The sequence below is a fragment of the Phormidium sp. CCY1219 genome (genome assembly GCF_055795085.1).
Map to the genome: position 1 here is coordinate 15,685 of NZ_JAYFEQ010000809.1, position 14,104 is coordinate 29,788.

Below are 14,104 nucleotides of genomic sequence, written 5' to 3' on the forward strand. Positions count from 1 at the left end.
TCTGCATGGACTGTAGGCGATTCAAACAATAATTCTGGCCTGAAGGCAAAATTATTGACCAAAAACTGGGTCAAAAATTAGCCGCTATCGGAATAGGGTGTCGAGCAGACACTTTAGACTGGGCTTGTTTTTCTGCCTTTAAGTTTTTGATGAAAAACTCCACCGTTTCCGGTTGAACCCAGCCTTTGAGTACGGCAATTTCACCAAAGCGCAATCCGCGTTCTTGTTGCTGATAGTTTAAAATATTGCGGATTTGGATGTCGTCTAACAGTGCGGCTTGTTTGAAATACTGACCCAAGGGTTCTTTTTGTTTTGCCCTCGGCAATTTGGGAAACTGTTCTACAAAAAAGTCAATGGTTTGACGTTCCAGCCAACCGCGCCGCGCCACCAAATCGCCAAATCTCAGGTGGCTTTCTTGGGCTTGTTCTTGCAAAATCAGCTCTACGCGATCGCGCGATAGCAAACCCGCCTGTTGCAAGAGCTGACCGACAGGCATTTGATAGCCATAAAGATTCAAACGTTGCTTTAAAATCAGCCAGAAAAAAGGTAGATCGTCAACCAGATATCGTTTCCACAGACGTTGCGGTTCCGACATCAGGCGATGCGCCCATTCCAAACCCATTTGGCTGATCCATTCGGGCGATCGCGGGCGATTTCCCGCCTCAAAATCAATCGTCGCACCAATAGCCATAAATAAATTCACATGGGGCATCCGGTTCTTGTATTTGTGAATCCATTTTTCCTGCTTCGGCGCACCTAAACCCACCGCCAAAACGGTTGCCCCGGATTGATTGACAATCTGGATAATTTTTTCGCATTCTTGCGGGTTCTTTTCAAACCCGTAACTGGGTGAGTAGGTGCCAACCACCATCTCGCGACCCACTTTTTCATTAATCCGTTTTTGGGCTTTTGCCGCCACGCCCTCTGCTGCCCCCAGCAGAAAAATTGTCACCTCTTCATCATCTTTGTAATAGTTATAGAATGCGGGGAACAAGTCCGAACCCGAGAGTTTCTCTCGAATCGGCGTCCCCAGTACACCGGACATCATCTTCACAATTTGACTATCGCAAATGCGATAATCGGCATTTTGATAAACGTCATAGAAATCCGGATCTTTTTGCAACTTGATTAAGTGGTCTACATTCGGCGTCACCACCATACCGCCACCCTTGAGCTGGTGGAGGAGTTCCTGTTTGGACAGGTTATCGATCGCGACGTTTAAAATTTGAACTTGATTCATTGAAAAAACCCCCAATAGCATAGAAAAAATTTAATCGGGTTGTATCCGATAGAACGCGGTCAAGAAGATGCAGGCAAGGGAATGATTCTGTGGTCTCGGCAATCCCTATCTTTCAACCCCTGTTAGGAGGTGGAAAGAGCGAACAAGCGCGATCGCACGCCAGGTGAGACTCAGGTTGGCTCCTTTTTCTTCTTCGCCGGCTTCTTCTTTTTTCGTTAGGCAACAGAAATTATTTTGTCACCTTACCCCATAATCTTGCATTTTTACTGGCAACTTAACATCTGCCTATAAGGGTACATTCTCAAATTTGTTTCTCCCCACTCCATCATTGTTAGGGGTCAAATTCTCTCCGGCGAACAATCGTCCTTGGCTTTATGCATACTTTTCTTTGTTTGTCAACCACCCCTAGATGAGTAATTAGGGGGGGTAAATATAAAGAAATCTTAAAAGATTGCATAAGTTTACACAAAGGTTGAGGGATTCTGACTCCCCCCCCCCCGGGAAGACGCCTCCCTGGCACCAATCCCTAAATTTTTAGATCGCTCAGCATTTCCTCAGCCTTTTCTTGGCTCAAACTCATCGGCATATGATTTGATATATTTTGACCCGCTTGCAATGGGGTTCAGTTCCCCCGATAATAATTGCCGGGAGATAAATTTCCCGGCGTTATCGGATGGGCATTGCCCACCTTATCTGGCGGGGGCAAGCAACCGGTGCTTTTGCATCAGCTTCAATCCCGCTATATAATGGGTCTAATTACTATCCGGGAACATTCACCCAAACTTAGGTCAGCTCAATTCAGCGATCGCAAAAGGAGAAACCACTAATGACCCAGAGCAAAAACCGCCCAAACCTCACCCAAACCGCCACCCCCTATAACCCAGAAAACGCTGTGCTAGAGCGCTATCAAGGAGGCGCGCGTCAGGTAGAGGCGGCCCTGTGTTGTCCCACAGAATACGAAGCCAACTACCTGAAAATCCTGCCCCGGGAAATCCTGGAAAAAGACTATGGCTGTGGGGACCCCAGCCGCTATGTCAACCCTGGGGAAACTGTAGTAGACTTGGGGTCGGGAGCTGGAAAAATCTGCTATATTCTGGCGCAAAAAGTCGGCGCAGAGGGTCAGGTAATCGGCGTTGATTTTAATGACGAAATGCTCGCCCTAGCGCGCAAGTACCAAGGGGAAATTGCCGAGAAAATCGGCTATCAAAATACCCGGTTTGTTAAAGGAAAAATTCAAGATTTGGCCTTGGATTTAGAGAAGGCTCAAGCTTGGTTAACCGAGCATCCGATCGCCGAAATCGAACAAGTATCTCATTTTGAGGCTCACTGCGATCGCCTGCGACGAGAGGCACCCCTGATTCCCGATAACAGTGTAGATGTGGTGGTGTCTAATTGCGTCCTCAATTTAGTCCGTCCCCAAGATAAACAACAACTGTTTGCCGAAATTTATCGCGTCCTCAAACGCGGCGGGAGAGCGGTAATTTCCGATATTGTCTGCGACGAAGACCCGACGCCAGAAATTATCAACGACCCGGAATTGTGGAGTGGATGTATCGCCGGTGCTTTCCGAGAAGATGCCTTTTTGAACATGTTTGAAGAAGCGGGATTTTACGGCATCGAAATTCTCACCCGACAGTCGGAACCTTGGCAAGTGGTGGCGGGGATTGAATTTCGTTCCGTTACCCTACAAGCGTTTAAAGGTAAAGAAGGCCCGGAGTGGGAACGCAATCAAGCGGTGATTTATAAAGGCCCGTGGAAAGAAGTGTTAGACGATGATGGTCATATTTATCGGCGCGGCGATCGCATGGCAGTTGGCCACAAAACCTTCCAAATTTTATGCGATCGCAACGGTCCTTATCATCCCCATGTCATCCCCGTAGAACCCTACGAAACGATTCCCCTTGAAAATGCCAAGGAATTTGACTCTCAGCGCAGCACTACCCGCCACCCCCGGGAAACCAAAGGCTTAGAATACCGCGAAACCTTTACCCCGGAAAATAGCGATTGCTGTGCCCCGGAAAACTCCTGTGGTTAAATCGGCGATCGGGGGATTCGCCGGGGAATAAACCAGGGCAGAAAGCGGGTTAATTTCGTTTATTTTGATAGGTGGTAAAAACCCGGTAGAGACGCGAGCGATCGCGTCTCTACAAGAAGAGGCATCTTACCTAACTCAATTGAATCGATTTCACAGAGGCTTGATGCTCTAGAAAAACCAGAAAAAAGGGGTAAGGGTTAGTGGACTTGATAGCCAAAGAGATTCGGATCGACCTGTTGCAAATTCAGATCGTCCAAGCCATATTCTGCCCAACGGCGATCGACCATTGCGGCCACATCCGGATCTGACTCCAAAGGTTCGCCCCATTCATGTTCGGTTTCTGGGGGAATTTTAGTTGTGGCATCGATACCCATGCGTCCGCCCAAACCGATTTTTTCGCTAGCAAAATCCAGAGTATCAAACGGTGTATTCGGCAGAATAAATACATCGCGCACCGGGTCAACTTTGGAGGAAATCGCCCAAACCACTTGACGCGGGTCGCGAATGTTGATATCCTTATCCACAACAATGACAAACTTGGTGTAAGTAAACTGGGGCAATGCACTCCAAAAGGCCAAGGCGGCGCGACGGGCTTGCCCGGGGTAGGCTTTATCGATGGAGATAATCGCCGCTTTGTAGCTGAGAGCTTCCATTGGCAAGAAGAAGTCAACGATTTCGGAGACTTGTTGGCGGAGGATGGGGGTATAAATGCGATTCAGGGCGATCGCCAGCATCGCTTCTTCTTTCGGGGGACGTCCGCTAAAGGTAGTGAGATAAATCGGGTCTTTGCGGTGAGTCATGCAGTGGAAGCGAATCAGCGGGGAATCTTCCACACCGCCATAGTAACCCATGTGGTCGCCAAATGGGCCGTCGGAAAGCACTTCGCCGGGGGTGATGGTGCCTTCCAGGACAAATTCCGAATCTGCCGGCACTTCTAAATCCAGAGTTTTGCACTTGGCGAGAGCAACGCCAGAACCGCCATAGAGTCCGGCAAACAGCCATTCCGATAAATCCACCGGAATCGGGGTTGCCGCCGCCATAATCAGTAACGGATCGACCCCGAGGGCGATCGCCACTTCTAACTTTTTACCCCGTTCTGCTGCTTTGCGCAGGTGTCGCGCCCCCCCGCGTACCGACAACCAATGCACGGTCATGGTATTGCGCGATTGCAATTGCAAGCGATACACCCCCACATTGGGCGTGCCCGTCTCACAATCCTTGGTAATTACCAATCCCAAGGTAATAATTTTCCCCGCATCCCCCGGATAAGGACGAATCAGGGGTAATTGGTTTAAATCCAGTTGGTCGTCTTTGAGGGTGACTTCCTGACAGGGGGGGAAAAAGTTGCGTCCCGGTTTTGCCTTAAGCACATCAAACAAGACCTTGCCAAAATCAACTGCTTGAGAGAGTTTCTTCGGCGGTTTGGGTTGTTGCAGCATGGCCAATTTTTTGCCCAGTTCCTCCAATTCCTCTGGTTTTTCCATATTCATCGACCAACAAACCCGTTGTTCGGTCCCCAGCAGATTGATTGCCACCGGATACGCCGCCCCTTTTACATTCTCGAATAACAATCCCGGTCCGCCGGCATTCAGCATCCGGTTGGCAATCTCGGCAATTTCCAAATCCGGGTCCACCAAAGCGTCAATCCGCCGTAGCTGTCCTTTGTCTTCTAGCAATTTCAGGAATCCGCGCAAGTCTCGTGCCATGATTGTTTCTTTGTGAAGCTATCCTCTTTTATTATGGATGAAAGAAGACCCAACCAATTCCTTGGATTGCTATGCCAGATGCACCCAGTTTGACGCCCGATCGGGATTTCGACGCGATCGCCTCCATGAGTCGCTTGATGTACCAAGCGATTCGCGCCACTCATCAACGCCACCCCCAATGGGTGAAAGAAAAATTTCGCCACCAACCTTGGCATGAGGAAGGATTTCAAGGGAGACTCACCGCGAAGTTGGCAGAAAAACTGGGACAACCGCAAGATAGCGCCGCCGTGATTCAAACGGCAATCAAGCTGTTGCAAACCTTTGTCACCCCGCATTTTTTCGTCTCTGCCGAGTTCTGCGCCTTGATGGAAGCGATCGGGTATCTGACCCACAGCGACTCCCACAGGGAGTCAAATTCTTGTGCTGACTGGCATTCCCTGAGCTTGGAAAACCGGGTTTCCGCTTCCCTCACCCCTCCGGAGGGATCCGCTACCGACAATGGGACTTATGCGCCCGCGTCAAACGCCCCGGGAAACGCCGAGGAGGCGATCGCCTCTGACAAAGATTCCGGGATCGCCATCTTGCTTTTGGATGCAGAAAACTTAAACCTCGACGAAGAAACGGAAGAATTTCTCAAAACGGTCTGTCATTACGAGTTGCAAATTAAAATCGCCTTTGCCAATTGGCAAAGAATGGGCAAAAAAGATGTAGAACTACACGCTCGTCATTACGAAATGATTCACGTTCCCGTGGGCAAAGATAGCGCCGATGTGAAAATGGCAACGGTGGGTTCTTCGATTTTCGTGCATTATCCCAATGCTAAGGAAGTGCTAGTCTGTTCTTCCGATGCAGTAATGACCCATCTGTGTACTACTTTGCAAACCTTGGGGTTAACAGTTTATCTGGTTCGCAAACATGGCAAAACCGTGACGATTGTCAATACCCAAACCCATCAAGCGCAGCAGTACGATATCGGCAGTCTGCCGGAATTTTACCCCATCGAACATTGGCTGGACAAGATTCAGCAACTCATTCGCGAACAACAGCAAAGAACCGCCAAGCAGTGGATCGAACTCTCGCAAATTTCGGCGGCGTTTGAACGGCGGTATAATCTGACTCTGGAACGGGCGATCGCCGCTCACTATCCAAACAAACTCCCTCAGAACCTGTTTTTGGAGTATCCCGAATATTTTGCTATCCATAAACTCTCGGATAACTCTGAAGTGTTTGTCACGGTTTTCGATCCCCTTCAACCCAATTCCGCTAGCGCACCATTCACCGCCAATGGCTCGCCCGTTACGCTCAAAACCCCCAACGGCAATGGCGCTGCTGGGTCTCGCACGGCGATATTTACTACCATTTTTAAAACCAGAGAAGAACTGGAAAAAGCTCTGGCAGAAACCATAGAAGCAATGAAAATTAAGTTTCCTGGGGTGAAGGTTTCTACCGGAACCCTCGGGGCAGAGTTTAAAAGTATGTACGGGCAAAAACCAAGCGAGATTGTCACTCAATTGGGATTGGGCGAAAACTTTTTGCAGTTTTTGCTGTCTTGTTCTACGTTTAGTTTGAAGAAAAAAGACAAGGAATATGAAGTGGCGATCGCCTCCACAACCTTTCCCGATATCAACTCCGCCACCGAACTGGAACAATCCCTGGCAAAACTGATTAAAACTTTAATCCTGAAAAGTGCGGGCAATTGGGTGCGGGTGTCTAGCCTCGCCACCGAATTTTACAACCAGTATGGCGTGCCAATTAAGAAAATGATACATCATCTGAAAATTGGCGGCAAATTTATTCAATTTCTCAAATCTTCTCCCGTCTTTGAGCTGAGAAAACAGGGCAAAATCTATCAAGTCAGTCTGTCGCGAAGGGGAAAATAAGGCGATCGGCATCTCATTTGGGAAACCACCTCCCGCCCCCTTCTTGTCGCCTTACGTCAAGCTTTTGGCATAGCCATTCCCCCAGACACCCAAAGGGCGGCTGAGCTTCGGGTAGGGCAATCTCGCCTGCCCTCAGGGCGCTGACCTCTCCCTGTCTACCCTTTTACCCCATTTAATGGTTAATCGCTTAAAAAAAACCGCGCCTCAGTTTTCTTTCCCCTCCCGAAAGGGTCTCTATCGATTTATTCCCTATTTTCTCCCTACCAATTAACCCGATTAAACCAACATTAAAGCCCGCTTAAACTGAAAATCACCCCCTCTTAAAACCCCGGATTTATTTTAAATAAGGACTCATCAATTTTTTAAACAGTATTCTCATCCCACATCCAGAGGGTATATGATTTTATTTGGAACTTCTCTCATCCGATTTATTACCGTAATTTTAAGCAGCGTGCCCTCTATTATTGTGGGGGTTTTTGCCTATGCCATTTTAGTTGCCACCACCAAATAATACATCTGCACCGTGGGGGCATTTGGGGCAAAGCACTCCATGCCAATGGCGGGGGCATACTGAGCCTCGAAGTTTGGCGTGGTGGGAATGAGCAACTGCATGGTGGAAGAATTGGGCGGCGACACGATGATGAAGTTGACGCTGTTTTATGTCGGGGGTGTGGATACCCCGTTTTGGGATAACGTCAGTCTCAAGGTGAACCGCAAGAAAATGCTCAGCGCCGAGATGGCTGCCGAGGCGATCGCCTATGCCTTCAATGCCGAACCCCGGGCGGTTCCAATCCAAATTAACATCTAACTGGAAAGTTATCTCTTTTTCTAGATAGATGTGCCTGAAGGAAAAGAGGTTCTACTATAGAGTTGAGGCAGGCAATGGTGTTACGGTTAACGGAATTTCTGTAGCACTGTTGTAGCGACTCAGACGACATAGTGGTGGGATCTCGGTGTGATGGAAATCGATCGCGTTCATTTTTACGTTGAAGATGCAAAGGCACGACGAGACTGGTTCGTGCGCTACCTCGGTTTTGCGGCGATCGCCAGCTTTACCCATACCCACACCCACACGGAAGTCGTCCAAAGTGGTGCGGTTTGTTTTCTGTTGTCCTCCCCCCTCAGCGACGCGAGTCCCGTGGCGGATTTTCTTCGCCTGCATCCCCCGGGTGTGGCAGATGTGGCGTTTTCGGTTGCCAATCTCGAGGCCCTGGTGCAAAACGCAACGGCCCAAGGTGCCCGCTTGTTGCAACCCATTCGCGAAAAATCTCTGCCTCAAGGCACTCTGAAGTGGGCGCAAATCTCCGGGTGGGGACCGCTCACCCATACGTTAATCGAAGCGATCGGGGTTTCTCAGTCCCATTTTCCCCTCTGGAGTGTGGATTTCACCGAGTGTTGGCCCGGCGATCGCCCCGTTACCCCCTCTGCTACCCCTTTCTATACCCACATCGACCATGTGGTGTTAAATGTGGCAAACGGTAATTTGGAATCGGCGGTGTCTTTCTACGAAAAAACTCTCGGTTTCCAGCGTCAGCAAACCTTTAACATCCAAACCCACCGTTCTGGGTTGCACTCTCAGGTGATGGTTCATCCCCACGGCGGCGTGCAATTACCCATCAACGAACCGAGTTCGGAAAATTCTCAAATTCAAGAGTTCTTGAACCTCAATCGCGGTCCGGGAATTCAGCATATTGCTCTGGCAACTCACGATATTTTACAGGCGGTGGCCCAACTTCGCGCCTCGGGATTGTCGTTTATTCAGGTTCCGCCGCGTTACTACCGCAACCTGCAACAACGCCAGGGTTTCCGCAAATCGGCTGCCCAATGGGCGGAAATTGAAGCTCAAGAGATTTTGGTGGATTGGCATTCAGACGATCCGGAGAAAATGTTGCTGCAAACTTTCACTCAGCCAATTTTTTCTCAGCCGACTTTCTTTTTTGAATCTATCGAGCGTCGCTGTCAGGCTCAGGGGTTTGGAGAGGGCAATTTTCAGGCACTCTTTCAAGCTATAGAACAAGAGCAAATTAAACGGGAAAAGTAGAAAATTTATATTATGGTGTCGCCAGTTATATAAAACCTTTGCAGGTCTACCGCCCATCAGCAGAAGCGGCGCGGAAGTCCGATCCCATTTTTCGCTCGGGGGTGAAAAGTGCCCCCAAGCTTTCGCACATAAACGACCGATTTTATACAAAAAGGGAGCTAAAAGCATTTCTCACCGGATTTTAGAACGACGCTATTATCTTTTGCGGTTATTGTGAGGTCGAGCTGGGTATGCCAAAAAAAACCTTTGGTCGCGTGCGATTCCCTCCCGAGGGCGAGAATCGCAAAATTCGCGTTTCTTTTCGGTTATGCGATCGCTAAACCACGCGATAGATAAAGCTCAGGGTGGCCCAGCTATTCACGTCTAAAGCGAAAGAATCATTGCTGGAAATTCCACCACCATAACTATCGAGATTGGCAGCGCTAGCGGCATGTAAATCCTGGAGAATGGCTTGGGTGATGGCCAGTGGGTTGCGAAGGCTGATTATCGGTTGGGCGTCGCCTTGGGGACGCATGAAACTCGCCAATGCGTAGAAGGTTTTGGAAAACGGACGGGTGGAAAAAATCACCTGGGTTTCCGTTAATCCTGCTTGCCCGTGCAGCACCCAAGATGCAGAGCCGGCGGCGTTGGGAACGATGAGGGTTTCCCCGGGATTTATCTGATTTTGTTCTACGTGGGGTTGAGTTTGTCCGGTTTTGGAGGTGGAAGGATCTGGGGAAGGATACAGCACGATCGCCTTGTCACTATTATCCAAGCTAAATAACAAACAGTAAACCGGCTTATCGCTGTAATTCACCAATCGATAGCGGATGCGATCGCCCAAAGACAAGGGAATCGGATTGCCATTCTTCGGCGCGATCGCCTCTGCCTTTTGTGGCGCGGGCCAAGGAGAGCGTCGGGTTTCGGTTTGGATAATCACCTTTTCTTCCGGAGCAACGGTTTCCAAACTCGCCCTCACCCCTAACTTAGAAGACCCTTCATTGGCACTTAAGCGCAGAAATTTGGCCGCCAATAACTTTTCCAGTTCCGGCTTCAATCGTTGCGCTGCGGTTTTAATCGCTTCTCCCCGTTCCCCCATTGTATTCAACAGCAGGCTTTTCCCCGGAGAAAATAAAGCGTAACTGCCTTCGGGAATGGAAGGCAAGGAGGAACTCGGTAGCTGCGCCAGCATGGCTTCCCGGGCGCGCCCAAACAAATAATCGGCATTTTGTTCGCCGGCGATCGCGGTGCTGACCCGGGGAATACCGGCAAAGGCACTGGTGGCGTCCACGCGCTCGATCCGTTGCAACCCGCTGTCTAGGGCGATGGTTAAGTTCAAGCTGCGAGGGAGGACGCGCACCTTTTCTTGCACCAGTTGCCCTTTTCGCAACCGGGTGGGACTCGGGGGTTGGGCGTTGGGGCTACCGGTGCCCAAGACTTGCGCCTTGACGCGCAATCCGTCGCGCGATCGCACCTGCAAGGTTTTCAAGGGGTCGTCCTCTGCTTCTTTCGGCAGGGGGGTCAAGATGGAGTTGGCTTCGTAGAATTGCACCGTCTGAGATGGCAGTCCGCCCAGCCAGACTACGGCACTTTGCCCGCCATCTTCTACCGCCTCTACTACGCCATCGGCAGAGGGTGGCTCCATGTCGAAAAATGCCAGGGCACCATCTTTGATTTTGCGAGTTTGCGTTTCTTCCTCGGTTTCGGTGAGTTTTTTCTTTAATTCCGGCTGTTGCAGGGGATCGCCGATGGTCTGCTGTATGGCACAGGATGCCCGTTGCAGGCTCAAGCTCAAGGTGGTGGCTGGGGTGGCTAACCACAGTTGTTGGGTTAGGGCATAGGTGAAAACCCCGGCACTAAACCCGATCCATCGCGCTTCGGTGGCGACGCGATCGGCACCGCTGGCGGAGAGGATGATGCCTTTATACGGCCCGGGCGATCGCTGCAAAAAGCCGCCTCGCGGTTTGATTTTCTCCCGGAAGGCGAGTTCGGCTTCGCTCGCAGAGGCGGTGGGCAACCCTTGTTGGGCGCGAATTCGCAAGTTGCCTTGCAGGTTCATCCCTGGATAGCTATAGCTGGTGTCCAATACGGCGATCGCTCTTTCCGTGGGCAGGGTTCTGAGCAGTTCTTCTAAGGTACTCTCGAGGATGTCATTGGCCTCCTGCCCTTCTCGTTCCGGAGACCCCCCATCTACCGGGATCAAGCTGTTTTGCAATCCTTCCCCGATTTGCTCTCCATTGATGCGACGACCGTAACCGCTGAAGTGAAACACTACGATATCTCTCGGTCCGGCGCGATCGCTTAAATGGCTGATAAAGGTTTCTTCTATATTCTGCCTGGTTGCTTTCTTGTCGATTAGGGTGACGATATTGTTCGGATCGAACCCAAATCGATGAATCAGTAGTTCCCGTTGCAGTTCTACGTCGGTGGCGCATCCAGAAAGATCCGGCATCGCCTCATAGTCGTCGATCCCCACCAGTAGCGCCAATTTCTGCGGGGCGGGGTCTGCTAAGGCTTGGTAGTAGCGATCGCTCGCTCGCCCTACCCAGGTTTCGCCCATTCCAAAGGCGGCTAGCGCCAAACTCGCCTTCTCTAAAAAGTCTCGTCGCGTCAGTGCCATTCCCTAAATTGTCCTTCTACCCTTAACTCTGATTGTTGTTATCGGCCTTTACTCGCTGCAATCCCTAGGATGCACCATCCCGCTCGGAATGCTAACACTCCCGTTCCATTTCCACCGCTCCCCTTTCTTCCTCCTCTGGCTTCACTTTTCCCACTGTTTGTTTTCTAGTTTTGGCTCTCGAGGTTCTTTTCGTCAAGCCATCCCGCCCAGATTTCTCCTCACTCCGCCCAATTTAAGGTTCTGCAATCTGCAACGCTTTGTGCAACTCAATTCCCCTTGACCTGCCATTTGAGTGGACTCTTCCTCTGCCTCTGCGGCGCTGCTTCTCAGACTTAAGTGAGAATCCGCTCTGCCCGCGCTTCCCCGGGCCGCTCTTGTGTTTTATACCCCCCTGGCGGCGTCGATCGCCGCCCTGGTTGGCTCTGCCTTACCTTCCTGCAGCGCTTCTGTGATTTTGCCCGTGCGATTTTACTGCAAAATCCCACGGCTTAAACTGTGATTTCATTGTACCTGTTTTCCCTGCGGTTTGTAAACTACCAGGTTGCCAATTTCTCTGCTAGAGCGTTGCTGTGGGTCTAGAAAAATTCAGCCATAAATCCGCTTTCTATCGCTCCTGGGTGGCGAATGCCGATCGCCACTACCCGGGGTAGAGACGCAAGTTTTCGCGTCTCTACAATTCCCCCTTTCATTCCTCTATACCCCGGCAATTCATACCTTGCCCCTTACCGGGTTCTAGAGATGAAATTAATAAGATTCTGCCGGCACCCGCATGGCGCGAGCCAATTCGGCGGCTACCTCCGGACGGGAAAATTCTGGCGGTGGCGTTTCGCCCCGGCGCAACATTTCCCGCACCTTGGTTCCCGATAGGTGAATTCGCTGCTCTGGGTTACTCGGACTGGTTTTGGTGGTTGCCATTCCCTCAGTAACGGTGCAGAAAAAGGCATGCTCGAATTTCATCGGCAAAATGCCCAATTCTTCCGGTTCGAATTCGTCAAAAATATGTTGCGCGTCGTAGGTTCCATAGTAGCTGCCAACACCGGCATGATCGCGCCCGACAATAAAGTGGGTGCAACCGTAGTTTTTCCGCAGCAAGGCGTGGAAAATCGCTTCTCTCGGCCCGGCATAGCGCATCGCCGCTGGGTTAATGGCAAGCATTACCCGGTCTTTCGGGTAGTATTTCTCCATCAAAATCTCATAGCAGCGCATCCGCACGTCTGCTGGAATATCGTCGGATTTGGTGGCCCCCACTAAGGGATGCAAAAATAAGGCATCCACGCTTTCTAAGGCGCATTTGGTGATGTATTCATGCGCCCGGTGGATGGGATTGCGGGTTTGGAAGGCAACGATGCTTTTCCACCCTTTTTCCCGAAAGATTTTGCGCGATGCTGCTGGGTCGATTTGATAGTTGGGAAACTGGGGATGGGCGTCGCGCTGTAGCAACCACACCGGCCCGGCTAGATTAATCGGGCCTTGGTCGTAAATGACTTTCACCCCAGGGTGCTTGGTGTCTTCGGTGCGGTAGACGTTCACCGCCTCTAAAGCTTTGTTGTAGCGATATTTTTGGGTCAGCTCCAGTATCCCGACAAATCGTCCGTCTGGAGCGTCTAAGCGCACCCAACTTCCTTCTTTTAAGGGTTCGGCAACTTCTTCGCTGACTGGGAGGGTTATCGGTACTGACCAGGGTAAACCATTGGCTAATCGCATATCCGTGACTACTGGATCGTAGTCCTGTTGCTCCATAAAGCCGGTTAGAGGACTAAATCCACCGATCGCAATGAGTACCAGGTCGGATAGCGATCGCTCGCTCAGTTGCACTCGCGGCATTTCAAGGGCGCGATCGAGAAATTCCCGCTTCTGTGCTTCGCTGACGATCCGATTCACCAGATGGCCTCCGTGGGGGGCAATGGCGTCTGAATGCTGAGTCAAAACAATCCCTCTGTTTAATCTGTGCAATTGTTAAGTTTTCCTCATTTTTATCATACTGGCCGACGTGACATTCTGCACCGGTTAACCAGCTAGCTCTTTAATTGGGGAACCGCAACCAGGAAAATTCCGGTAGAACTCAAGCGCTTTGCACCCTAACAACAATTTCGCTTCAGGTGGTTTGCCCCTATTCCCCTGCTAACCCCCTTTTTCATCTACCCCTACCCCCACCCTTTCTCTCCCCCCGCCGGTCCTCTGCGCGCGCTCCCCCCCACTCCACCGCGATCGCTTCTTCCATTCTTGCTCCCCAAAATTCTCCCTCTCCCCCCCCTTGACATCCCGCCAATTTGACCCTATCCTAAACATAATGGGAAAGGTGCGCGCATATATATAGCCGCCTTCGCGCATCACCAGTCATTCAAACTAGGTGCGAGCCACAAAAAACCCGATTCGCTCATTTCCCCGCTCTCGCCTGGAACCACCTCTCCCCGATCTGCCGATTCATTCACCCCCACGATATCTCACGTGAAAATCGCAACAAAACTTTATCCAATATTTCCCCAAACCCCCTTGACAACTGTTCCCACTTGACCTAATATACGGATAATGGAAAAGGTGCGCGCCTATATATGCCATGACCGTTTACTGCCTGAATCCCGCCTGCCCGAAACCCGAGAACC

9 protein-coding genes are annotated in these 14,104 nt (G+C 50.7%); 4 read left to right on the plus strand and 5 right to left on the minus strand.

What is annotated here, in order from left to right; translation table 11 throughout:
• Positions 1 to 70: 70 nt before the first annotated feature.
• Positions 71 to 1,240, minus strand: a complete 1,170-nt coding sequence (locus AC0QH1_RS25305) for a WecB/TagA/CpsF family glycosyltransferase (protein ID WP_324634201.1) — start codon at positions 1,238 to 1,240, stop codon at positions 71 to 73.
• A gap of 826 nt (positions 1,241 to 2,066) precedes the next feature.
• Between AC0QH1_RS25305 and AC0QH1_RS25310 the strand changes: the two genes are divergently transcribed.
• Positions 2,067 to 3,275 carry a methyltransferase domain-containing protein gene (locus tag AC0QH1_RS25310; protein WP_324634202.1) on the plus strand — a complete coding sequence of 403 codons (1,209 nt, stop codon included), beginning with the start codon at positions 2,067 to 2,069 and terminating at the stop codon, positions 3,273 to 3,275.
• 197 nt (positions 3,276 to 3,472) lie between these two features.
• Here AC0QH1_RS25310 and AC0QH1_RS25315 read toward each other — a convergent pair whose 3' ends face one another.
• Positions 3,473 to 4,981: a UbiD family decarboxylase gene (locus tag AC0QH1_RS25315; protein ID WP_324634204.1), complete on the minus strand. Its 1,509-nt coding sequence runs from the start codon at positions 4,979 to 4,981 to the stop codon at positions 3,473 to 3,475.
• Positions 4,982 to 5,052: 71 nt separating this feature from the next.
• Between AC0QH1_RS25315 and AC0QH1_RS25320 the strand changes: the two genes are divergently transcribed.
• Positions 5,053 to 6,861 carry an NYN domain-containing protein gene (locus AC0QH1_RS25320; RefSeq protein ID WP_324634205.1) on the plus strand — a complete coding sequence of 603 codons (1,809 nt, stop codon included), beginning with the start codon at positions 5,053 to 5,055 and terminating at the stop codon, positions 6,859 to 6,861.
• A gap of 480 nt (positions 6,862 to 7,341) precedes the next feature.
• On the opposite strand, the gene AC0QH1_RS25325 is transcribed toward AC0QH1_RS25320, so the two are convergent.
• The gene (locus AC0QH1_RS25325; protein ID WP_324634206.1) at positions 7,342 to 7,473 is read right to left on the minus strand and encodes a hypothetical protein; all 132 of its coding nucleotides are present in this window, start codon (positions 7,471 to 7,473) and stop codon (positions 7,342 to 7,344) included.
• Between AC0QH1_RS25325 and AC0QH1_RS25330 the strand changes: the two genes are divergently transcribed.
• Both AC0QH1_RS25330 and hppD read left to right on the plus strand, forming a co-directional pair.
• A complete protein-coding gene (locus AC0QH1_RS25330; RefSeq protein WP_324634207.1) occupies positions 7,472 to 7,669 on the plus strand; it encodes a hypothetical protein in 198 nt (65 codons plus the stop codon). The genes AC0QH1_RS25325 and AC0QH1_RS25330 overlap by 2 nt on opposite strands.
• A gap of 150 nt (positions 7,670 to 7,819) precedes the next feature.
• On the plus strand, positions 7,820 to 8,902 hold the full coding sequence (hppD, locus tag AC0QH1_RS25335) for a 4-hydroxyphenylpyruvate dioxygenase (protein WP_324634208.1): 1,083 nt from the start codon (positions 7,820 to 7,822) through the stop codon (positions 8,900 to 8,902).
• Positions 8,903 to 9,218: 316 nt separating this feature from the next.
• Here hppD and AC0QH1_RS25340 read toward each other — a convergent pair whose 3' ends face one another.
• Both AC0QH1_RS25340 and sat read right to left on the minus strand, forming a co-directional pair.
• Positions 9,219 to 11,501, minus strand: coding sequence for a caspase family protein (locus AC0QH1_RS25340; RefSeq protein WP_324634209.1), 2,283 nt, complete (start codon positions 11,499 to 11,501; stop codon positions 9,219 to 9,221).
• Positions 11,502 to 12,245: 744 nt separating this feature from the next.
• Entirely contained in the window at positions 12,246 to 13,427 is a 1,182-nt protein-coding gene (sat, locus tag AC0QH1_RS25345) for a sulfate adenylyltransferase (protein ID WP_324634210.1), read from the minus strand.
• Positions 13,428 to 14,104: the final 677 nt, after the last annotated feature.